The sequence below is a fragment of the Thetidibacter halocola genome (genome assembly GCF_018224955.1).
Lineage (GTDB): Bacteria > Pseudomonadota > Alphaproteobacteria > Rhodobacterales > Rhodobacteraceae > Thetidibacter > Thetidibacter halocola.
In genome coordinates, this window is sequence record NZ_JAGTUU010000001.1 from 874783 (window position 1) to 895370 (window position 20588).

The 20588-nt window shown below is 66.2% G+C and carries 18 protein-coding genes and 2 pseudogenes; 4 read left to right on the forward strand and 16 right to left on the reverse strand.

From position 1 onward, the window contains the following. Nucleotides 1-41: 41 nt before the first annotated feature. The 10 genes from KB874_RS03930 to KB874_RS03975 all read right to left on the reverse strand — a co-directional run bounded on the left by KB874_RS03930 (nt 42) and on the right by KB874_RS03975 (nt 10209). On the reverse strand, nt 42-1184 hold the full coding sequence (locus KB874_RS03930) for an alpha/beta fold hydrolase (RefSeq protein WP_212535219.1): 1143 nt from the start codon (nt 1182-1184) through the stop codon (nt 42-44). A 31-nt stretch (nt 1185-1215) separates the two neighbouring features. Next, a complete protein-coding gene (locus KB874_RS03935; protein ID WP_212535220.1) occupies nt 1216-2643 on the reverse strand; it encodes an amidohydrolase family protein in 1428 nt (475 codons plus the stop codon). Beyond that, on the reverse strand, nt 2640-3650 hold the full coding sequence (locus KB874_RS03940; RefSeq protein WP_212535221.1) for a medium chain dehydrogenase/reductase family protein: 1011 nt from the start codon (nt 3648-3650) through the stop codon (nt 2640-2642). The genes KB874_RS03935 and KB874_RS03940 overlap by 4 nt, the downstream gene beginning before the upstream one ends. A 19-nt stretch (nt 3651-3669) precedes the next feature. Further along, nucleotides 3670-4632 (reverse strand): alpha/beta fold hydrolase, encoded by a 963-nt coding sequence (locus tag KB874_RS03945; RefSeq protein ID WP_212535222.1) that lies wholly within the window; start codon nt 4630-4632, stop codon nt 3670-3672. Further along, nucleotides 4632-5786, reverse strand: coding sequence for a serine hydrolase domain-containing protein (locus KB874_RS03950; protein WP_212535223.1), 1155 nt, complete (start codon nt 5784-5786; stop codon nt 4632-4634). Before KB874_RS03950 ends, KB874_RS03945 begins: the two co-directional genes overlap by 1 nt. Nucleotides 5787-5790: 4 nt before the next feature. Next, the gene (locus KB874_RS03955) at nt 5791-6642 is read right to left on the reverse strand and encodes a CPBP family intramembrane glutamic endopeptidase (RefSeq protein WP_212535224.1); all 852 of its coding nucleotides are present in this window, start codon (nt 6640-6642) and stop codon (nt 5791-5793) included. Nucleotides 6643-6843: 201 nt separating this feature from the next. Further along, entirely contained in the window at nt 6844-7146 is a 303-nt protein-coding gene (locus tag KB874_RS23370) for a CPBP family glutamic-type intramembrane protease (protein ID WP_212535225.1), read from the reverse strand. A 571-nt stretch (nt 7147-7717) separates the two neighbouring features. Continuing rightward, the gene (locus KB874_RS03965; RefSeq protein ID WP_212535226.1) at nt 7718-8395 is read right to left on the reverse strand and encodes a hypothetical protein; all 678 of its coding nucleotides are present in this window, start codon (nt 8393-8395) and stop codon (nt 7718-7720) included. 73 nt (nt 8396-8468) lie between these two features. Next, the gene (locus KB874_RS03970; protein WP_212535227.1) at nt 8469-9011 is read right to left on the reverse strand and encodes a sigma-70 family RNA polymerase sigma factor; all 543 of its coding nucleotides are present in this window, start codon (nt 9009-9011) and stop codon (nt 8469-8471) included. A 37-nt stretch (nt 9012-9048) separates the two neighbouring features. Beyond that, nucleotides 9049-10209 carry a 2OG-Fe(II) oxygenase gene (locus tag KB874_RS03975; protein ID WP_212535228.1) on the reverse strand — a complete coding sequence of 387 codons (1161 nt, stop codon included), beginning with the start codon at nt 10207-10209 and terminating at the stop codon, nt 9049-9051. 244 nt (nt 10210-10453) lie between these two features. Between KB874_RS03975 and KB874_RS03980 the strand changes: the two are divergent. From KB874_RS03980 to KB874_RS03995, 4 genes and pseudogenes are all read left to right on the forward strand, one after another. Continuing rightward, nucleotides 10454-10708, forward strand: a pseudogene (locus KB874_RS03980) (exopolysaccharide biosynthesis protein); the annotation flags it as partial. A gap of 4 nt (nt 10709-10712) precedes the next feature. Continuing rightward, nucleotides 10713-11696, forward strand: a pseudogene (locus KB874_RS03985) (isocitrate/isopropylmalate dehydrogenase family protein); the annotation flags it as partial. Beyond that, nucleotides 11693-12748: a Gfo/Idh/MocA family protein gene (locus KB874_RS03990; RefSeq protein ID WP_212535229.1), complete on the forward strand. Its 1056-nt coding sequence runs from the start codon at nt 11693-11695 to the stop codon at nt 12746-12748. The pseudogene KB874_RS03985 and the gene KB874_RS03990, both read left to right, overlap by 4 nt. Beyond that, nucleotides 12745-13425, forward strand: a complete 681-nt coding sequence (locus tag KB874_RS03995) for a GntR family transcriptional regulator (RefSeq protein WP_249200218.1) — start codon at nt 12745-12747, stop codon at nt 13423-13425. The genes KB874_RS03990 and KB874_RS03995 overlap by 4 nt, the downstream gene beginning before the upstream one ends. A 24-nt stretch (nt 13426-13449) precedes the next feature. On the opposite strand, the gene KB874_RS04000 is transcribed toward KB874_RS03995, so the two are convergent. The 6 genes from KB874_RS04000 to KB874_RS04025 form a co-directional block, all read right to left on the reverse strand. Continuing rightward, on the reverse strand, nt 13450-14595 hold the full coding sequence (locus KB874_RS04000) for an iron-containing alcohol dehydrogenase (RefSeq protein WP_212535230.1): 1146 nt from the start codon (nt 14593-14595) through the stop codon (nt 13450-13452). Then, nucleotides 14592-15980, reverse strand: coding sequence for an aldehyde dehydrogenase family protein (locus KB874_RS04005; RefSeq protein ID WP_212535231.1), 1389 nt, complete (start codon nt 15978-15980; stop codon nt 14592-14594). The genes KB874_RS04000 and KB874_RS04005 overlap by 4 nt, the downstream gene beginning before the upstream one ends. A 28-nt stretch (nt 15981-16008) precedes the next feature. Then, on the reverse strand, nt 16009-17373 hold the full coding sequence (locus tag KB874_RS04010) for a glutamine synthetase family protein (protein ID WP_212535232.1): 1365 nt from the start codon (nt 17371-17373) through the stop codon (nt 16009-16011). Nucleotides 17374-17448: 75 nt separating this feature from the next. After that, nucleotides 17449-18534: a twin-arginine translocation signal domain-containing protein gene (locus tag KB874_RS04015; RefSeq protein ID WP_212535233.1), complete on the reverse strand. Its 1086-nt coding sequence runs from the start codon at nt 18532-18534 to the stop codon at nt 17449-17451. Nucleotides 18535-18591: 57 nt separating this feature from the next. Then, nucleotides 18592-19929: a TRAP transporter large permease gene (locus KB874_RS04020; RefSeq protein ID WP_212535234.1), complete on the reverse strand. Its 1338-nt coding sequence runs from the start codon at nt 19927-19929 to the stop codon at nt 18592-18594. Beyond that, nucleotides 19926-20441: a TRAP transporter small permease subunit gene (locus KB874_RS04025; RefSeq protein WP_212535235.1), complete on the reverse strand. Its 516-nt coding sequence runs from the start codon at nt 20439-20441 to the stop codon at nt 19926-19928. The genes KB874_RS04020 and KB874_RS04025 overlap by 4 nt, the downstream gene beginning before the upstream one ends. Between the last annotated feature and the right edge of the window lie 147 nt (nt 20442-20588).

Below are 20588 nucleotides of genomic sequence, written 5' to 3' on the forward strand. Positions count from 1 at the left end.
ATGCGTATGCGGCGGGCAACTTCACGGCAGATCGTCCCGGGTCAATCATCGGCATCCACCATTTCCGCGCTGCCGTTCAGGACGTCGTTCACAAGGATGGACGTTGCCCGTTCGGGTTCCTCGAAGAGCGGGCTGTGAGCGGAGTTCTCGAAGATGTAGAACCCCTTAACCGGTGCCTCGATCGCATCGAACCAGGCGCGCGAGAGGTCCGGGTGCGCGGTCCGGTCGTGGCGGCCGACGAAGATGTAGACCGGCAGCTCGAACCGGGTCAGCCGCGCACTCAGGTCGTCCCGAAGCAGGTCCTCCCAGAAGAACGGTCGCGACCAGATCTTGCCGCGCCAGACGTTGATCTTGTCCATCAGCGTATAGGCCCGCACCCGCCAGACCGGCAGGAAGATGCCCGTGATGACGGAGTCCATGTCGCGGGTGTGGCCGACGCCGGCCCGGTGCATGGCCGCATCGCGCAGCCGCATCCATTCTGGCGACGTTCCCGCCTCCATGCTGACCGGAGCGGCCTCCAGCCTGCCGACCATGACCGCGTCGCCGCGCGCGCGATAGAAGTCGAGCAGGTAGGCATGCGCCATGACCTCGGACCGCAGTTGATGGGCGATTTGGGCCATTCCGACATAGGCAAGGAACCGGTCCGGCGCGGCGGCGGCGACCTGGACGCCGAGGTAGCTGCCCCATGAATGGCCGAGAAGCAGGATCCTGTCCTGACCGAAGCGATCGCGCAGGTAGTCTGCCACTTGAATCGTGTCGGCGATCATCTGCTCCATGGTCATGGTCTCGGGCGGAATGTCGCCCGAGAACGACATGCCGGCCCCGCGCTGTTCCCACCAGACCATGGTGAAGTGGCGTTCCAGCCCCGTGGGATAATCCAGTTCCATGAAGACCTCGGTCATGCCGGGGCCGCCGTGCAGGAACAGCAGGACCGGGTTCGCGGGGTCGACGCTCTGGATGATCATGCCTTGCGGGATGCCGCCGATCTCGATGGTGACACGCTCGGACAGGCTGCCGGGAATCACGTCGCCCGCCGCATCGCGCAGCGGGTCCGGTCGGCCGGGGCTGATGGCGACGAGCCAGGCAAGGCCGAGGGCGAAGCCGAGCAGAAGGATCAGGCCTGCCACCATCATGGCCTTGCCGAACCTGTTGGCGAGAGACCGGCGTTTGGTGCGTGATGCCATGGCGGTGCGCCTTTTCCAGCAGAGCCCATGCCTAATGCCCGCGGTCCAGAAGCATGGTTTCCAGGCCGTCCAGCGCGGCACGATCCAGCACATGCCCGCCGACGATGACCAGTTGCGGCGCGCGAAGTGTCGAAAGGTCTTCCAACGGGTTCGCACCCAGAAGGACGAGGTCGGCCCGCCGTCCCGGCGCGATGGTGCCGTCCTGATCGGCCAGCCCGAAGAAGCGCGGCGGCGCGACGGTGGCGGTGTAGAGCGCCTCGCGGGGCGTCAGGCCGATCGTCACGTAAAGGTCCAGTTCGTCGAGCAGCGAGAAGCCGTGGAAGAGGTAGGGGTTGGCGAAGGAGGCATCGGTGGAGGCGAGGATCGGCACACCTGCCCTATGGGCCATGAGGAACGTCCGCCGGTCGAGCGCGATGCTGTCCTCGGCCAGAGCGCGCACCTCGTCAGTCATCGCCTCGAGCCGGAAATCCGGGCGGCCCCAGGCTTCGCGAACCTCGGCCGGGATCATGCGCATCCGCGGCGCGTCTTGTGCGGGCCAGTTGCCTGTGTAGAAGTCCGCCACGCCCAGCGTTGGGCTGACATGCATGCGCGCCTCGGCCATCCGCGCCAGCACCGCGTCGCACAGGCTTTCGTCCCAGGTTTCCAGGATGATGCGGTTGCGCGATGCCATGATCTCGAAGATGTGGGCCAGGTCCGCGCCCTCGGCCATGACGGTGCGCAAGCTCTCCAGCATGCCGTCTTCGACGGTCGAGCAGGCCATGGCGACCCGTCCGAAATGCTCGATCCCGTCCTGACGCGCCTCGATGGCGGTGCCGAGCGCGACCCGTTCGGGGATGTGGCCCACGAAGGGCAGCCGGGCGCTATGGGCCGCCTCGGCCAGCGCCAGATAGGTCGCTCCATCGAGCATCGAATAGGCCTTCACGGCGGCCCAGCCTTCGGCGGCGATCCGGTCCACGACGCCTCGTGCCTCGTCCGGCGTATCGGCTAGGAACATGCCGGGCCATGATCCGGGCGATGCGTCGACCCAGGCCCCGGCGAGGATCAAGCGGGGGCCAAGAACCTCGCCCGCCTCGATTCGGGCCTGCAGCGCCTGCTGCTCGGCGATGGGCCAGAGCGCGCCCATGTCGCGGATGCCGGTGACGCCGTTGACAAGGTAGAGCGGCAGCGCCGTGTCGGGTTCGTTCGGCGTTGAGAAGATGTGCACATGGCTGTCCCAGAGCCCCGGGATGAGATAGCCGCCCCCGCCGTCGAGGCGGGTCGCCGAAGCCGACGAGATCTCGGCGCCCACTTCCGCGATCAGACCATCCCGGATCAGCACCGATTGGCCGGAGGTGAGGGTGCCATCGATCACATCGACGATGGTCACATCGCTCAGCAGGGTCGCGGATTGCGCGCGGACCTCTGCGGCGACCAAGCTACCCAGGGCCAATGCCAGTAGGATCTTGAAACTGTGCATCATGGCTCGGTCACCCGCAGGACCAGTTTCCCTTCAACCTCTCCCGCTTCCAACTGTTCATGCGCGCGCCGCACGTCGGCCAGCGGCAGCACCTCGGCAACCACGGGGTCGATCCGTCCCGCGGCCAGCATCTCGAAAAGCCTGCCAAGATCCTCCCGAAACCAGTCGGGATGCCTTCGCCGCATCGCGCCGATGGAATAGAACGCGGTCGCGTGGCCGTTCGGCAGCCAGTCCCAAAGCTTCAGCTTCACGAAATCCATCGGGATCGAGCCGCCCCGGCCAAGCACCTCGTTCTGAAAACCGAAGGCCACTAGCATGCCGCCGGGCCTCAGCGCGTGCAGGGAGCGCGACAGGCTGTCGCCGCCCAGCGGGTCGAAGGCGGCGTCGACCCCGCCACCCGTCGCCTCCAGCAGGGTCGTCTCGGGCGCGTCCGCGTCGATCGGCGTGGCGCCGAGGCGACGGATCAGATCGTGCTTGGCGGCAATATCGGTGCCGAAGGCGGCGATTCCGGCATCGCGCGCCAGTTGTAGCATCGCCGTCCCGACGGCGCCGCCCGCGCCGTGGATCAGCAGGCTCTGGCCCGCCTGCATCTTTGCGACACGGGTCAGCATCTGGTAGGGCGTGACGGCCGACAGGATCATGCCGAGCGCATCGACATCCGACACCCCCTCGGGCACCGGCGTCAGCCGATCCTCGGGCAGGCAGATGTACTGCGAATAGGCGCCGATGGTGGTCAGGTCCGCCACTCGCTCGCCCGGCTTGAAGCGCGTCGCGCCGGGGCCGGTGGCGTCGACGATCCCTACCATGTCGTAGCCCGGGGTGAAGGGCGGCTTGTCCTTCACGTCCGGATACATCCCCTTGCGGATCATCACGTCGGTGAAGGCGGCGCTTGTCACCAGTACGCGCACGCGCACCTCGCCAGCCGCGGGCTCGGGCCGGTCCGGGACCGTCTCCACCACAAGGTTTTCAGGGCCGCCGAAGGCTTTCAGTGAGACACGGGTGTAGGGCATCAGGCTTCTCCTCGATGGGTCAGGGACGGGATGTTCCGGTGATGAAATCCCGAATGGCCTGCGTCAGGTCGCCATCGTGGCCGAGCCAGATGTGGCCTCCCTCCGGATAGACGATCAGCCGCGCGTCGGGCATGCGCCCCGCCAGCAACCGGGCGGTTTCGGCCGTGCCGAAGAGATCGTCCTCGCAGGACAGGATCAGGGTGGGCGCGGCGATGTCCTCGAAGGCCGTCTGGGTCGGGGTTCCCGTCCAGACTCCGTCGTTCCGCAATCCGTCCACCTTTCGGCCGATCGGCGTCAGGCCTTCGCGGATCAGGTCGCCCCGCCGCCGTTCTTCCGGCGAAACCCGGTCGAGCAAGGCCGGGTCGGTCGCGAGCAGCGTGCGCAGAGCCATGTTGGGGGCGAGAGTCGCGAAGCCCCAGAACCAGGTGTCCGAGGTCAGGACGCGCTCCACCGCCACGCGCTGCATAGCGGTGAATGCCACCGGGTCGCGCCCCGTGAGGTTCGCCGCCGGCACGATGAGGACGAGATGAGAACACCGGTCGGGGTGGCGCAGCGCGAGTTCCGCCGCCGTGAGCACCCCCGCCGAGCCGCCAGCGACGGCGATCCGCTCGAGGCCGAGATGGTCGAGCAAGTCGACAAGCACATCCGCCTGGTGTGCAGGCGAGGCATCGTCGGGGAAGGCGCTGCGCAGGTATCCGAAGCGCGACGGCGCAACGATCCGGAAGCCGGCCTCCAGCAGGCCATGGGCGAAGAGCAGCACCTGATCGAACCCGCCGCCGGTGCCGTGGATCATCATCAGCGCCGGCCCGTCGCTGGCCACAGCGTATTCAAGAGGCCCGGCGTCTGTCGGGATCACGCTGCTGAGCCGCGCGATGCGGGCCTCTGCCCCCGCCGCCATCGTGGCGCGGCAGGAGCCGACGCTCCATGCTCCACCTGCGAGCGCGATGCCGGCAAGGCCGGTCAGCAGGGTGCGCCGCGCCATCACCGGACGGCCTCGATCGCAAGGTCTGCCAGCTCCGCTTCGAGCGCAGGGACTAGATCGCTCGAGTTGTCCATGACGCCGATGTCGGTGTTGATCTGGAAGGCGAGGGTGACGCCGTGATCGGGATAGTGGCGCAGGCTGGAGACATAGCCCGGAATCCACCCGCCATGCCCCCAGACCGGCCCGCGCGGCGTGTCGGCGTAGATCGCCACGCCCGCGCCATAGATGATGCCGGGCGCGTCCGGATCGACCGGTACGCCATCGAGCAGCCGGTCGAGATAGGGGGCGTCCATCGCCTCGCCGCCGAACAGCAGATGCCCCCAACGCGCAAGATCGGCCGAAGTCGAGGCGAAGCCTCCGCCCGCGGATTCCACCGCCGGGTCCCACAGCAGCCGCCTCTCGGCATCGGCGGTGCGCGCGGGCAGGCCGAAAGGATTGTCGGGCGCGACATAGCCCACCGCGAGCCCGGGCAGGTCGGGGCGGTTCGACGGGATCGTGCCGCCAAGATCGAGCGGATCCACCAAGCGGGTGCGGACGGCTTCGTGCCACGCCTGTCCTGTTACTGCCTCGATCACGAGGCCCAACAGGACATAGCCCGTATCGCTGTAGGCCCAAGCCTCACCGGCCTCGAACAGCGGCTCGCGTCCGGCCACGAAGGTGATGAGGCGCTCGGGCTCGAAGTCCCCTGCGTCCGTCGTCAGTAGGGTCCACTCTTCCTGGAACTCCGGCAGATGCACATGGTCCGGCAACCCGGAGGTGTGGTGCAGGAGGTGATCGATGGTGATGGTGCCTGCATTGGGTAGCGCGTCGAACCACGGGCGATCACCACCATGGACGGCGAGCAGATCGTCGCGCGACAGACGCCCCTCGCTTTCCAGCGCCAGAACCGTCGCTGCGACGAAGCTCTTGCCGATGCTCGCGGCCAGCATCGGCGTCTCCGCCGTTATGGCGCGCCCTGCCTCTACATCGGCCAGGCCGGTGGCCGCTGTCATCACCGTGCCGTCCGGCAGGGCGATCGCCGCTGTGGCGCCGGGAAAGGCGTAGCGCTCACGGAACTCGCCCAGCTTGGCGGCCAGCCAGCCATCCTGCGCCGCCACGGGCGCCGCGAACCCACCAAGAGCCAAAGTGAAGGCGAGAACAAGGCCCCGGCGCATCCGCCTACTCCGCCAGGTGCGGCACGGCGCCGCGCGCGGCCGGGATGACCTCGGTCACCGCGCCGTCGCGGCTGAACATCGTCTTGCGGTTCAGCCAGACAACGACCACGGCCACGACGACCAGGATGCGGGTGTCCCAGGGTTGCGCGTCGGGCCAGAACGGGATGATGAGCTGCCAATGGAACAGCATCGGCAAAGCCAGGCTGCCGCGCGCGCTGTTGAAGATCGGCGTGACCAGGATCGCAAGCGTCATGTTGCCGATGAAGAACGGCAGGAAGGACCAGTTCTCGTAAACGACACCCGCTAGATAGAAGGCGGGCAGATGCCAGACGCCCCAAGCCGCCCCGATGATGCCCCCGGCCCAGAAAGGGGCCACATGGCGCTGCAGGAGCGGCTGGGCGACGCCCCGCCAGCCGAATTCCTCCATCGGCCCGAGAAACAGCATCATGACCATGAGCGCGACCATGGCGCCAACGCCTCCCGGGGGAATCGGCGCAAGGAGCGGCCCGCCCTTGATCAGCGATCCGGCTATGAAGACGACGGGGATGCCGATCAGGATGAAGGCCCACCAGACCGGGGCGCAGCGCCAGTAGAGGAGGCGCGAGAGAAAGGCGCGCAGGCCATGCAAACCGCCGAACGCCAGCACCAGAAGAATGCCCGCGATGCCGGGCGCCCACGTGGCGAGGAAGTAGAGGGGGTGGCTGCCGCTGATCTCGCCAAAGGCCGCGGCGGCGAGCTCCGGGAAGTAGATGTAGCCGCCGATCACGCTCCAGGTGATACCGAATGTGAGCAGTGCGAAGAACAAGAGCGCGAGGGAAGGCACAATCGACCGCGGTCTGCTCACGATGGAAGACATGTGTGAGCCCTCTCGAAACGGGATCTTTTTGAATTGGGCGCAACATCGCCCAAATCGCCCGCCCGTTCGCTGATCGAGATCAAGCTGGAGGACGTCAGGCAAACATGGGTTCGGGGCATAGTCTTTCTGTCAGGGAAATGTGCCCCTTGCCCGGCCGCTTCGTCGGCGCGGCGAACGTGCCGGCCGGCTGGCCGAATAGCTCTAGACCATGGAAAGGGCCCATGATGCGCAACGACGGATGCTCGAGACGGCGGTGCGTCGCCCCCGTTCTCGCAACCATCTGGCTGAGCGGCTGCGCGACGGACGCTTCTGACTTCGGCGGCCTCGATGCATGACCGCCGGGAGGTGCGTCGCCGCGAAGGCCAGAGCGGCGATTAGGGTGGCACTCCAGATGGCACGCGCGCTGGACATAAGGCAAAGCATCCAGACGGCGAGCAGCGACATGAGCCCCCAACGCAGCATCACCTCCTCGGTCAGGCCACCATAGAGAACGCCGATCAGCATGTCCGGCAGAGTCCTGTCCCCTCCGCCACATTCAGATACTGAACGCGTCCAAGGACCCCGATTGGGGACTTTTTTGTTTCAAAGGGCTTTGGCAGGGCCATCCGCCCTTGCGAGACTGGGCGCTTGACGCCGAATGGGTCTCCGAATGACCCGCGTCTCTCTTCGAGCGCTCATCGATGGTCACGGGACTGCGAAAAACATCCTCGCATTTCCAATGAGTTGCGGCATTCACGGGTTCGCCCCGCCCGCGAAATAATCTGGTGACGGAGACCGACACGAAGGCGCAGGGCGGCCAGAAGGACGGACCCGTGGCGGCCGATCTGGCGCATCGCAAACGCTTGCAGCGTCGCGAAATGTTGCAACCTCTGGCGACGAGTGAGAGTGGCCAGACGCCCGCCGTCCCTTGTGGATCTCGCCTCGAAATTCTGAACAAGGCCCTCTTTGGCGGGATGTTGCTCTGTTGTCGCCGCATTGGTCGTACGGTCACCACTTCGGACATCCGATTGATGATCCGCACAAACGGGATCATTCGAGCAGATGGTCATCCGGCTTCCACGAGGACCGCATCAGCTCAGTTGCCCGGCCTCATTAGCCGGTCGGCGCCGAGCGCCAGTTGCTCTGGATGACCGGACACATCGACCAACACGAAAGACGACCGGCCGCGCTCGAACAAGGCTATGGTTTGACCTTCGTATTCAAAGGCTGTCGGTGGCTCCTCGGCATCTTCCGGGCTTCGTGCGACGGCCATCAGCAGGAGCCTTCCGAGGTCGGGCGCGTCAACGGTGATGGCGACAGCGGGGCGTTCGGGGGTCGCAACAACCTGGACATCCCGCACCTTCCAGTCTGGCGGCAGCTGCGGCAGCTCGATTCCAAGTGCCGCGACGATCTCCTGCGCGTTCAACTCCGTGCTCTCGGGCTGCGACACCATCCAGTGCCGCAACTCCAGCGCAGCCTGCGCGTCGAGCGCCGCCTCGACCAGTGGCGATGCAGGGGCGGGTCCGGCCACCTGCCACGCGACATGGCTGGCCCAGCCCGCCGAAAAAAGCACCAACGCCGCTGCAACGGACGCATAACGACGCAGCAGGCGTTGTCCGCGCAGGCTATCCCGAAGACTTCGCGCCTCGGCGACAAGCTGCGGCGGCACCGGATCGCTTGATGTCGAGAGGGCAATCCGCAGCGTCGCCGTGTTGCGCGCATCCGCCAGCAGGTCCGCCATCCGCTCCGGGCGTTTGGCCAGATAATCCGCCACGGCAATGGTGCGATCGGGGTCCAGACGCCCTTCAAGAACGGCCAGAAGCTCCGCCTAGACCTCCGGATCGGCCTCAGTCCTGTCGCCCATCGCGTCCTCCAACAATTCTCAAGGGTTTCGCCCATCCCTCATCGGTCCGACCATCCTCGAACGCCCGGAGCACCGCGCGCGCCCGGCCGACTCGGGACATCACCGTTCCCACCGGCACGCCCAGTATCTCGGCCGCTTCGGGCGGTCCAAGACCCTCCACCGCGACAAGGTGCAGGGTTTCACGTTGTTCTGCGTTCAGCGCGAGAAACGCATTGCGCAGTTGCGCGAACCGCACCGCGATGTCGCCGGATGGTTCGACGAAGGCCGGACGTGTCTCGGCCCAGACCTTCTCACGTGCTTCGGCAGCCTTCGCGCTCCGGCGACCGTCGATGAAGAGGTTGTGCAGGATCGCCATCAGCCACACACGCACATCCGCTCCGTCGTGGAAAGTCGCACGTCGCTCCCTCGCCCGCACGAAAGTCGCCTGGACGAGATCGTCCGCCGTTTCCGGGTCGCGGGTCAGCACCCGTGCGTAGCGCCGCAAAGACTCCAGTTGATCGACGATGTCGAGGTCGTCGCTGGCCATGGGGCTCAGATCTCCGATGTCGTGTGTGTCATGCCGTCTATTCCGCTGCATTCTGATGGCTCGCCCGGTAACCTGAACCGGTCTCGCCAATATAGCGGGCGTTTTCCTCCCGAATGCGTGCTGCGGCGTCGTCGTACAGGAAGGGCAGAAAAGCAAAACGCCTGCCCTTCGTCACCTTGCTGACCTTGTGCAGAAGCGAGCAGGAAAACACCACCGCACCGCCAGCCGGGGCCTTGAAGCTGCGCGGACCGTATCCCGGAAAGCTGACCTCGCCGCCGTGGAAGTCGTCGTTGAGATTGACTGAAACGGCGAAGCGCCGATGCGCCGTGCCCTTGGTCGTGTTGTCACGGTGGGCAGAGAAGTGACCGCCATCCTCCGCCGCGTAACAGGAGACGATGTAGCGCTCCATCCGCGTCACCTTGAACTGGTGCACCTTTGCGATCTCGGGCACCACACGGCGCAGGAACCGTGCCTGAAGGGCCGCGATCAACTCTCGGTCCTCGATGTCATAATCCTTGCGCCGCTTGAAGCCTGGATCTGCCACGCCGACAGTCCGGCCGCCGACCTCGCGCATGAAACCGCTTTCCTGGCCGCCCCGGGCTTCGTAGAGCCCGATCAGATGGCGACACAGTTCGGGCTCGAACACGCGTGGCAGAAACAGGATCGGAGCCATGATCTCGACGCCGGCGAACCGCGCTGGCGGCGGCAGATCGTCCGGGATGCGCATTACCTCGGCAAGGTCGCTCTGGTCCTTGCGAAAGGGGACCGCGGCGACCACGCGCATCGTGGGATCGATCACGACCCATTGCCGAGCCAACGCGACAGGCCGGCTGGCGGCGCCTACATCCTTTGCTGACACGCCGTAGCAGTGCGACACGGTCAGATCGAAATCCCAGAAGTGCCGGTAGCCGGGGATGCGGTTTGCCACCCTTCCGCTCGCTTCATCCGCCGGGTCGGTGCTCACTCCAAAAAAGCAGGCCCGGTTGTCGTCGAAGATGTCCGGCCTGCCGTGGTCAGCCCGAAGCGCGGCCTGCGCATGGGGATCGCCCGCGCTGCCGTAGAAGCAGAGCACCAAGTACCGGCCCGCCGCGCTGTCGAAGGCGTATCGCGGATTCGTGGCACTCCTCTGGATGAAGCTGGACGCAGGGTCGCCGGGCGTCAACAGGGTCGTAACATCGATCTGCAGAGTTGAATCCATTGGGAGTACTCGCGTTGTTTTTCTTCACTACGGAGTCCTTGGACAATTCCATCCCAAGTTTCGAAAAAATATCTCGCGGTGCTCATGTCGTGGATGAGGGCGGTTGACGGCTCCGTACATGGAACAAACAGCACGCCGCGCGTCCAACGGCACGGCCCCTTCCGTGAGGACAGCAATGACCGACCATATTACTCAGTGGTCAGCCGACAATGCTGACCCATGCGGCTCGCCACGCCTGACCGAAATGCTCACTGGAAGCGCGCGGCAGACTTGTGGTGACCGTGTTTCAGTGCGCAAGCTCGTCGAGAAGTTCCGCTACCGGGCTTCGGGGGCGCTGCTCTTCCTATTTGCCGTGCCCAATGTCATTCCGATGCCACCGGGGACCTCCGGCATACTTGGCCTGCCACTGGTCATCATCGCGTTTCAGCTGATGGGAGGGCGGACGTTGATCCTCCCGGACTTCATCCTCGAGCGATCCATTTCAGCACAACACTTCGGCCGGATTTTCGCTGCGGTTCACGTCGCTGCCCGCCGGCGCAGCACACTATGCAAAGACCGGCGAATCTCTGCCCGTCGCCTCGCTGAAGGCCGCGGGGGCGGCCGATGCGATCCTGCTGTCGGCCATGGGCCTGCCGCAGGTGCGCTACCCCGACGGGACCGAGATTTCGCCCCAGATCGAGTTGCGCAAGGCGTTCGGCCTGTTCGCCGGCTTACGCCCGGTGCGCGTGCGAGCAGGGCAGCCCGGCCCCCTGACCCTGCCCGAGGGGCGCGAGATCGACTTCGTCCTGATCCGCGAAAGCGCCGAGGGCCTGTTCCACTCGCAGGGCCGCGGCGAGGTCAGCGGTGATGCCGCGACCGAAACGCTGCGCATCACCCGCGCGACCTCGGAAAAGCTGTTCCGTTTTGCCTTTGCCCTGGCCGCCAGCCGCAAGGCCACGGGACGTGGCCCCGGGCGCGTCACCTGCGTCGACAAGGCCAACGTGTTCCGGGCCTTTGCCTTCTTCCGCGGGATCTTCGACGAGGTCGTAAGCGATCACACCGACCTGGCCGCCGACCATGCCTACGTCGACGCCACCGCCCTTTGGATGGTGCAGAAGCCGTGGGATTTCGATGTGCTGGTGACCGAAAACATGTTCGGCGATATCCTGTCGGACCTCGGTGCCGGTCTGATGGGGGGCCTCGGCCTTGCGCCCTCGGCGGACATCGGGCTGGAGCACGCAGTGTTCCAGCCCTGCCACGGCTCGGCCCCCGACATTGCCGGTCGCGGTGTCGCAAGCCCGCACGCGATGATCCTGTCGGCGGCGATGATGTTGGACTGGCTGGGCGAGCGGCACGGTAACGACCCGCTGCGGGACGATGGTCGCCGCCTGCGCGAAGCGGTCGAGAGCGTGATCGCCCGCGGCAAAAGCCTGACGCGCGACCTCGGCGGCAGCGCCGATACCACCGAGGCGGCGGGCGCCGTCATGCGCGCGCTGTTTCCGCAGTGACCGCCCCGGCCGCAGAGTCCGACCCGCCGATCCGCGTTGCCGGGGTCGGTGCTGGCTATTTCAGCCGATTCCACTATGACAGCTGGGCGCGGATGCTTGGCGCGGTGCCGGTCGCCGCCTGCGACCGCGACATCGCCCACGCCCGCGCCACCGGCCTGCCCGCCTTTGACGACCTGCCCCGGATGCTGGCAGAGGTGCGGCCGGACCTGCTGGACATCATCCTGCCCCCGGCCGGCCATGCGGAAACGATCCGCGCCGCGCTGGCGGCAGGCATAAAGCACATGATCTGCCAGAAGCCCTTCTGCCTGAAACCAGACGAGGCCCACGCCATCACCGCCGAGGCAGAGGCCGCGGGCGCGCTGCTGGTGGTGCACGAGAACTTCCGCTTTCAGCCGTGGTATCGCGCGATCAAGGCCGCGCTGGACAACGGGCTGGTCGGAGAATTGCAGCAGGCCACGTTCCGGCTGCGCCCCGGCGATGGCCAGGGGCCTGACGCCTACATGACCCGGCAACCCTATTTCCAGCGGATGGAGCGGTTCCTGATCCATGAAACCGGGGTGCACTGGATCGACACCTTCCGCTTCCTGATGGGCGCGCCGACCCATGTCTATGCCGACCTTCGCCGCCTCAACCCCGCGATCCGGGGAGAAGACGCAGGTCTTGCGATCTTCGATTTCCCCGGCGGCGTCCGGGCGCTGTTCGACGGCAACCGGCATCTCGACCATGCTGCCGACAACCTGCGCCGCACGATGGGCGAGGCGCTTTTCGAGGGCACAGGCGGCACGCTGACGCTTAACGGCGACGGGTCGGTGCGCCTGCGCCGATTCGCAGAGATCGAGGACGAGGTTCTCTTGCCCGCCAACACCTGGACTGGCTTTGGCGGCGATTGCGTGCATGCCCTGCAAAGCCACGTCATCGCGGCGCTGCGCGGTGCCGGGGCGCTGGAAAACACCGCCCGCGATTACCTGCCGGTGCTGGGCATCGAGCAGGCGCTCTATTCCTCCGCCGAGACCGGCCGCAAGATCGCTCTGAGCACGGGGGGCACATCTTGACACCCTCTGGCAGGAAGACCACCGGCTCGAACGCCCGGCGCGCGGTTCAGGCGTTGCGGGCGATGATCTTTTCCGGCGAGTTGCCCGCCGGGTCGGACCACCTGGAATCCGAACTTGCGGAGCGTCTCGGCATGTCGCGCACGCCGGTGCACGAGGCGGCATTGATGCTGCAAGGCCAGGGCCTGCTGGAGGTGCGGCCGCGCAAGGGCGTGCGCATCCTTCCGGTTTCCGCCGAGGACATGCGCGAGATCTACGACGTGCTGACCGAACTCGAAAGCCTTGCCGCCGAGCGCGCCGCCGAGGCGGGTCATTCGGCAAGGGACCTCGCGGCGCTGGATGCCGCGATCCGTGACATGGACCTTGCGCTGAAGCATGACGACCGCGAGGCCTGGGCCCGCGCCGACGACCGCTTTCACGCCGAACTGGTGCGGCTGGGCGGGAATATGCGGGTGGTTGCCATCGTCGGCATGATAGCCGACCAGGTGCGCCGGGCGCGGGCCGTGACCCTGTTCATGCGCCCCCTGCCGGTCCAGTCGAACGAGGACCACCGCGCCGTGCATGACGCGATTCTGGCGGGCGACGCCGAGGCCGCGCGCCGCATTCACCGCGCCCACTGCCAGCAGGCGCGCGACATGCTGACCGGGCTGCTGGAACGGCACCGGCTGCGCAGCCTCTGAGGGCCGCGCAACCGGCGTCGCGGATCACATCGCCGCGTCGAACAGCGCGCGGGTGTTCTCGCGCGTCATCTTGACCGGGTTGCCGCCGACGCTGGGGTCTTCCAGCGCCATCTCGGTCAACTCGGCCAGCCGCGAAGCATCGACGCCCATCGCCGCCAGCCCCTTGGGCATGGCGAACATCGCGTTCAGCTCGCGCACGCGGTCGGCAAAGCCGTCGAACCCGCCCTTGATCCCGAGGTAGGCCGCCGCCTGCCCAATCTTCTCTTCGATGGCGGGGCGGTTGAAATCGAGGCAGGCGCTCATCACCACGGCATTGGTCGTGCCGTGATGGGTGTTGAACACCGCGCCGACCGGGTGGCTGAGGGCGTGGATCGCGCCAAGCCCCTTCTGGAAGGCCACAGCCCCCATCGCCGCCGCCGCCATCATCTGGCCCCGCGCCTCGATGTCCGTGCCGTCCGCGTAGGCGCGCGGCAGGTAGGTGTTGACCAGCCGCAGCCCCTCCAGCGCGATGCCCTGGCTCATGGGATGGAAGAAGGGCGAGGAATAGGCCTCGAGGCAATGGGCAAAGGCATCCATGCCGGTGCCTGCGGTGATGTGCTTCGGCATGCCGACGGTCAGTTCGGGGTCCGAGATGACCACGCTGGGCAGCACCTTGGGGTGGAAGATGATCTTCTTCACATGGGTCACGGAATTGGTGATGACGCTGGCGCGCCCCACCTCGGAGCCCGTCCCGGCGGTCGTCGGCACGGCGACGATGGGGGCGATGCCCGCCGGGTCCGCGCGCGTGTACCAGTCGCCGATATCCTCGAAATCCCACAGGGGCCGCGTCTGCCCCGACATGAAGGCGACCATCTTGGCGAGGTCGAGGCCCGAGCCACCGCCGAAGGCGATCACCCCGTCATGCCCGCCCGCCTTGTAGGCGGCAAGCCCCGCGTCGAGGTTGACCTCGGTCGGGTTGGGATCGACCTCGGCGAACATGGCGCGGCCAAGGCCCGCCGTCTGCATCAGGTCCAGCGTGTCCTGCGTGATCTTCATCGAGGCAAGGCCCCGGTCCGTGACCAGCAGCGGGCGCTTGATGCCCGCCTGCGCGCAGGCCGCGCCGATTTCCTTGATGCGTCCGGCTCCGAACTTGATGGCGGTGGGGTAGGACCAGTTTCCGACGAGGCTCATGGCTTGGCTTTCCGAAGGTGGTAGGAGCGCGGCCGCGTGACCGCATGATAACCCAGGACCGACATGGCGCCGCCCCGGCCGGTATCCTTGGTGCCGGTCCAGCAGATGCTCGGGTCGACATAATCGGCGCGGTTCAGGAATACCGTCCCGGTGTCGATCCGCCGCCCCAGCGCCAGCGCGCGTTCGGGGTCTTTCGTCCAGAGCGAGGCGGTCAGTCCATAGGGCGAGTCGTTCATCAGGCGCAGCGCCTCTTCATCATCGCTGACCGGCATGATGCCGACGACGGGGCCGAAGCTTTCCTCGGTCATGACGCGCATGGAGTGGTCCACGTTCACCAGAACCTGCGGCATCAGGTAGGCGCCGCCATCGTCAGCGGGAAAGTTCTGTCTTTCGATCAGGGGTTTGGCCCCGGCGGCGATGGCCTCGGCGGTCTGGTCGCGCACGGTCTTTGCAAAGCGCACATTGGCCATCGGGCCCAGCGTCGTGTCGGCGTCGAAAGGATTGCCCAGCTTGAGGCCGTTCGTCCACTTCACCGCCTTTTCCACGAAATCGTCGAAGTGGCGGCGATGCACGTAGATCCGCTCGATCCCGCAGCAGCACTGGCCCGCGTTATACATCGCGCCGTCCATCAGCACGTCGACCGCCCAGTCGATGTCGGCATCCTCCATGACATAGCCCGGGTCCTTGCCGCCCAGTTCCAGCCCGGTGGGGGTAAAGGTGCCTGCCGCCGCGCGCTCGATCGCCTGCCCGCCCGCCACCGACCCGGTGAAGTTCACGAACCCGAAGGAGCGTTTCGCGATCAGCCGTTCGGTCCCGGCATGGTCCAGCACGATGTTCTGGAACACGTCCTGCGGCACGCCGCCCGCGTGCAGCGCCTCGGCCATGAGTTCGCCGACCAGCAGGGTCTGGCTGGCGTGTTTCAGGATCACGCTGTTGCCCGCGATCAGCGCCGGAACGATGGTGTTGAAGGCGGTCAGATAGGGATAGTTCCAGGGCGCGATGACAAAGACCACGCCCACCGGCGCGCGCTCGATCTGGCGCAGGAAGCCGGGGCTGTCCTCGGACACCAGCGGGGCCAGCGCCTGCTCGGCGATGCCCGCCATGTAAGTGGCGCGTTCGTTCACGCCGCCGAATTCGCCGCCAAAGCGCGTCGGCCGGCCCATCTGCCAGGCCAGTTCCTCGACCACGCGGTCCTTCATGCCGCCCAGCATCTCGATGCCCTTGAGCACCAGCGCGCGGCGCTCGTCCAGCGGGCGGGCGGCCCAGGCGGTCTGCGCGGCGCGGGCGCGGGCGACGGCGGCATCCGCCGCCTCGGGCGTCAGCGCCGGGCGCTCGGCATAAAGGCTCCCGTCGACGGGAGAAATGCATTGGATCATTGTCGTCATGTTCATCCTCCGGCGCCGGGCGCGCCCGTCAGAGCCGCTCGAACCCGCGTTTCAGTTCCCAGTCCATCACCACGCGGTCCTGCTCCGCGATTTCCCACCGCGCGGCGTGCACGTAGTGGTCGATCACGGCGTCACCAAAGGCCGCCCGCAGCATGTCCGACCCGTCCAGCACCCTCACCGCCTCGCGCAGGTTGCGCGGGATCTGGCGGGCGTTCGGGTCGGCGTACATGTCGCCTTTCATCTCGGGCTCCAGATCCAGCTTTCGCTCGATCCCGTCAAGCCCCGCCGCAAGCTGCGCGGCCAGTGCGAGATAGGGGTTCAGGTCGGCCCCGCCGACCCGGCATTCGACCCGCACGCCGCGGGTCCCCGCGCCGCAGACGCGGTAGCCGGCGGTGCGATTGTCTGTCGACCAGACGGCCTTGGTCGGCGCGAACATGCCCACGGTGAACCGCTTGTAGCTGTTGATGTTGGGGGCGAGGAAATACGTCACCCCGCTGGCATGGGCCAGCAGCCCGGCGAGGTAGTGCCGCATGGTCTGCGACATGCCGTGCTCGGCATCCGGGTCGAAGAAGGCGGGCTTGCCGCCCGACCACAGCGACTGGTGGATGTGGCTGGAACTGCCCGCCCGGTCGGTGGCGTATTTCGCCATGAACGTGACCGAGACATCGTGCTGGTCGGCCATCTCCTTGATGCCGTTCTTGGTGATCGAGTGCATGTCGGCGGTGTCGAGCGCATCCGAATAGCGGATGTTGATCTCGTGCTGGCCAGCCTCGGCCTCGCCCTTGGAGTTCTCGACGGGGATGCCCGCGCCATACAGCCCGTTGCGCACGTCGCGCATCAGGAATTCTTCCTTGGCGGTGCCCATGATGCCGTAATCGTTGTTGAAGCGCACAACAGGCGTCATCGCGCGATAGCCCTCGTCGCGCAGCTCGGCGAAACTTTCCTCGAAGATGTAGAATTCCAGCTCGGTCGCCATCATGGCGTCGAAACCCATCGCCTTGGCCCGCGCCACCTGGCGCTTGAGGATGGCGCGCGGGGAATGCGGCACCTCTTCGTGGGTGTGGTGATCCAGCAGGTCGACCATGACCATGGCCGTCGCGGGCAGCCATGGCACGCGGCGCAGGGTCGAGAGGTCGGGCTTGTGGACATAGTCGCCATAGCCGCGCGCCCAGTTCGACGCCTTGAAGCCTGGCACGGTCGTCATGTCGACATCGACCGCCAGCAGGTAATCGCAGCCGTGGGTTTCCTCGTAGCCGCTGTCGACGAAATGCTGCGCGTGAAAGCGCTTGCCCATCAGGCGTCCCTGCATGTCGACGGCGCAGGTCAGGACGGTGTCGATCTCTCCGGCCTTCACGAGGTCGCGGAGCGCGTCGAGGGTCAGGTTGGCGGGCATGTCTGGTCCAGTTCCTTGAAGTCCGAATCGTGAAAGGCGGCGGCACGCGGCCGCCGCCCCCAATCTGCGGCAGGCTCAGCGATAGGGATAGCCGGCCTTTTCCATGTTCGCGGCGTAGCGCTTGAACGCGTCCACGACCTTGCCCGCGCGCGGGCTGGAGGCCGCGACCTCGTCCCAGAAGCCGTTGGCGTCGGCGACCACGGTGGCCCATTCATCCTGCGGGATCGAGGTCAGCTCCATCTTCTCGCCCTCGACGCGCAGCTTGGCCTCGCCGCCCCAGTACCAGCCGAGACGGTAGTAATGCGACTGGTCGATGGTGATCTTGAACAGCTCCTGCAGGTGCGGCGGCACGTTGGCCCAGCTGTTCGAGTTGGCGAAATAGCTGCCGAACCATGCGCCGGTGACGGAGTTGGTCAGCGCGTAGTTGCAGACGTCCGCCCAGCCGACCTCGTAGGCCTCGGTAAAGCCGCACCACGCCACGCCGTCCAGCTCGCCGGTCTGCATCGCCACCTCGACGTCATCCCACGGAACGGTGACGGGGATCAGGCCGTATTTCGACAGGAACTTGCCTGCCGTGGGCACGCCGAACACGCGCAGGCCGTTCATGTCGGCCAGGCTGCGGATCGGCTTGTCGACGGTGAAGATGTGCAGCGGGTCCCACGAGCCGGTGGACAGCCAGGTGACGTTCTCGACCTCGTCGTAGGCTTCCTTCCAGATCTCGTCCAACCCGTAGTAGCGGAACATCGCCGTCACATCGAGCGGGTAGCGCGTGGCGAAGGGGAAATAGCCGCCGAAGACCGAGATATCGACCGGCGAGGCCATTGTCGCCTCGTCCGACTGCACCGCGTCCAGCGTGCCGTTCTGCAGCGCGCGGAACAGGTCGGCGGTGGGCACCAGTTGATCGGCGTAATACAGCTCGATCTCCATCTCGCCGTTGGCGGCGGCGTTGAAAGCATCGATCTGCGGCTTGATCACATGCGCGCCCAGCGGTGCGCCGGAATAGGTCTGAAGCCGCCAGCGGATCGGCGACTGCGCGTTGACATAAGGCGCGCTGAGGGTCGAGGCGGCAACCGCCGCGCCACCGATGCCGGCGGTGCGCAGGAACTTCCGGCGCGAGGCGAGAATTTCCTCGGACGGGGACGGTTTTATCACTTTGGTCATGTCAGTCTCTCCAGTTGGTCAAGGGTCGGTCGGCCTCTTGGCGGGCCCGTTGAATTGTCATCCGCGCAGGCGGATCTGCGACGGCAGCCAGAGCGCGATCTGCGGAAACGCCATGATCAGCGCGATGGTCAGCGCCATCATCAGCACGAAGGGCCAGATCGACTTGTAGATATCGATCAGCGTGATCTCCTTGGGCGCGAGGCTGCGCATCAGGAACAGGTTGTAGCCGAAGGGCGGCGTGATGTAGGCGATCTGGCAGGTGATGGTGTAAAGCACACCATACCACACGATCTGGTTGGAAAATCCCAACTCCAGCGCCTTGACGATCGGGATGTACAGCGGCGCGACGATCACCAGCATGGCGGTGTCGTCGAGGAACATCCCCATCAGGATGAAGGACAGCTGCATCATGATGATGATCGTCCAGGGGTTCAGGTCCCACTGGCCGATGAACAGGTTCTCGATGGCGCGGCTGGCGCCGATCCCGTCAAAAATCGCGCCGAAGGCCAGCGCCGCGAGGATCAGCCACAGGAACATGCAGGAGACGGCCAGCGTCTTGCGGGCGGTCTCGTGGAACATCCCCCAGCTCATCTTGTGCTTGTAGAGCGCGGCGGCGGTGGCGGCCGTGGCGCCCACGGCCGAGCTTTCGACGAGGCTGGTGTAGCCCATGACGAAAAGCCCGGTCATCAGGAAGAAGATCAGGATCGGGATGATGCCCGCGCGCAGCAGCAGCAGCTTTTCGCGCAGCGGCATGTTAAGGTCTTCCTCGCTGACGGTGGGCGCGAGGCCGGGGTTCAGCTTGCAGCGCACCCAGATGTAGACGATGAACATGGTCGCCATGATCAGGCCCGGGAACACCCCGGCCAGCCACAGCTGGCTGACCGGCGCGCGGGCGATCATGCCGAACAGGACCAGCACGACCGAGGGCGGGATCAGGATGCCGAGGCTCGATCCACCCTGGATCACCCCGGTGATCAGCACCTTGTCGTAGCCCCGCCGCAGCATCTCGGGCAGCGCGATGGTCGCGCCGATAGCCATGCCCGCCACCGACAGCCCGTTCATCGCCGAGATGATGACCATCAGCAGCACCGTGCCGATGGCCAACCCGCCAGAGATGCGCCCGAACCAGACGTGGAAGGCGCGATACAGGTCCTCTGCGATGCCGGCCTCGGACAGGACATAGCCCATGTAGATGAACAGGGGCAGCGTCAGCATCGGGAACCAGTTGAACAGCTTGAACGCCTGGCTGAAGGGCAGCTCCACGCCGCCCGTGCCATACAGCAGCAGCGCCGCGATCGAAGCGACCGCGCCGATGGCGCCAAAGACCCGCTGCCCCGTCGACAGCATCAGCAGCATCGACAGGAACATCAGGATCGCGATCAATTCATAGCTCATTCCGCGGCCTCTCCGGCGCGGAGCGCGCTGGCATGCTTGATGAATTCGGCGATGATCTGGAGGATCATGAGAACGATGCAGACCAGCATCAGCGCCTTGATCGGGATCACGCTGGGGTTCCACATCGAAAAGCGCCGCTCGTCGGTCTCGATGGCGTAACTCAGCGACGACCACGACCCGATCAGCAGCACCACGAGATAGAGCATCATGAATGGCAGCGTGGCGACGTCCATCCGGTGCTTCCCCATCCGGCTGAAGCCGGCATAGAACAGGTCCATCCGCACATGCGCGTCATCGCGCAGCGTGACCGGCCCGCCGAGGAAATAGTAGGCCGCCAGCGTGAACTGCGAGAACTCAACGCACCAGTGCAGCGGGATATCCAGCACGTTGCGCGTGACCGCATCCAGCAGCAGCACCGCCACCATCACGAAGATCAGGTACATCGCCACGATGCCGATCCAGCCGGAAATCCGGTCCATCGTCCGCACATAGGCGCCGATCAGTTTCGGCATGTGGTCGTTCCCCCGTCGTGGTCCGGCCTGTCTTGCCGGCCGGCGGCGGTCCTCTGGCCGCGGGACGGGACGCTTGAGCCCCCGAACGGTGCATGGCGGGCGGCTTGTGCCATCCTCGCCTCCAGGGACCGTTGCCGACGATGCTAG

Bases quoted from the DNA above. Each gene is read 5' to 3' on its own strand.
- KB874_RS03930 (WP_212535219.1), bottom strand. From the start codon at position 1,184: ATGGCATCACGCACCAAACGCCGGTCTCTCGCCAACAGGTTCGGCAAG.
- KB874_RS03935 (WP_212535220.1), bottom strand. From the start codon at position 2,643: ATGATGCACAGTTTCAAGATCCTACTGGCATTGGCCCTGGGTAGCTTG.
- KB874_RS03940 (WP_212535221.1), bottom strand. From the start codon at position 3,650: ATGCCCTACACCCGTGTCTCACTGAAAGCCTTCGGCGGCCCTGAAAAC.
- KB874_RS03945 (WP_212535222.1), bottom strand. From the start codon at position 4,632: ATGGCGCGGCGCACCCTGCTGACCGGCCTTGCCGGCATCGCGCTCGCA.
- KB874_RS03950 (WP_212535223.1), bottom strand. From the start codon at position 5,786: ATGCGCCGGGGCCTTGTTCTCGCCTTCACTTTGGCTCTTGGTGGGTTC.
- KB874_RS03955 (WP_212535224.1), bottom strand. From the start codon at position 6,642: ATGTCTTCCATCGTGAGCAGACCGCGGTCGATTGTGCCTTCCCTCGCG.
- KB874_RS23370 (WP_212535225.1), bottom strand. From the start codon at position 7,146: ATGCTGATCGGCGTTCTCTATGGTGGCCTGACCGAGGAGGTGATGCTG.
- KB874_RS03970 (WP_212535227.1), bottom strand. From the start codon at position 9,011: ATGGCCAGCGACGACCTCGACATCGTCGATCAACTGGAGTCTTTGCGG.
- KB874_RS03975 (WP_212535228.1), bottom strand. From the start codon at position 10,209: ATGGATTCAACTCTGCAGATCGATGTTACGACCCTGTTGACGCCCGGC.
- KB874_RS04000 (WP_212535230.1), bottom strand. From the start codon at position 14,595: ATGAGCCTCGTCGGAAACTGGTCCTACCCCACCGCCATCAAGTTCGGA.
- KB874_RS04005 (WP_212535231.1), bottom strand. From the start codon at position 15,980: ATGACGACAATGATCCAATGCATTTCTCCCGTCGACGGGAGCCTTTAT.
- KB874_RS04010 (WP_212535232.1), bottom strand. From the start codon at position 17,373: ATGCCCGCCAACCTGACCCTCGACGCGCTCCGCGACCTCGTGAAGGCC.
- KB874_RS04015 (WP_212535233.1), bottom strand. From the start codon at position 18,534: ATGACCAAAGTGATAAAACCGTCCCCGTCCGAGGAAATTCTCGCCTCG.
- KB874_RS04020 (WP_212535234.1), bottom strand. From the start codon at position 19,929: ATGAGCTATGAATTGATCGCGATCCTGATGTTCCTGTCGATGCTGCTG.
- KB874_RS04025 (WP_212535235.1), bottom strand. From the start codon at position 20,441: ATGCCGAAACTGATCGGCGCCTATGTGCGGACGATGGACCGGATTTCC.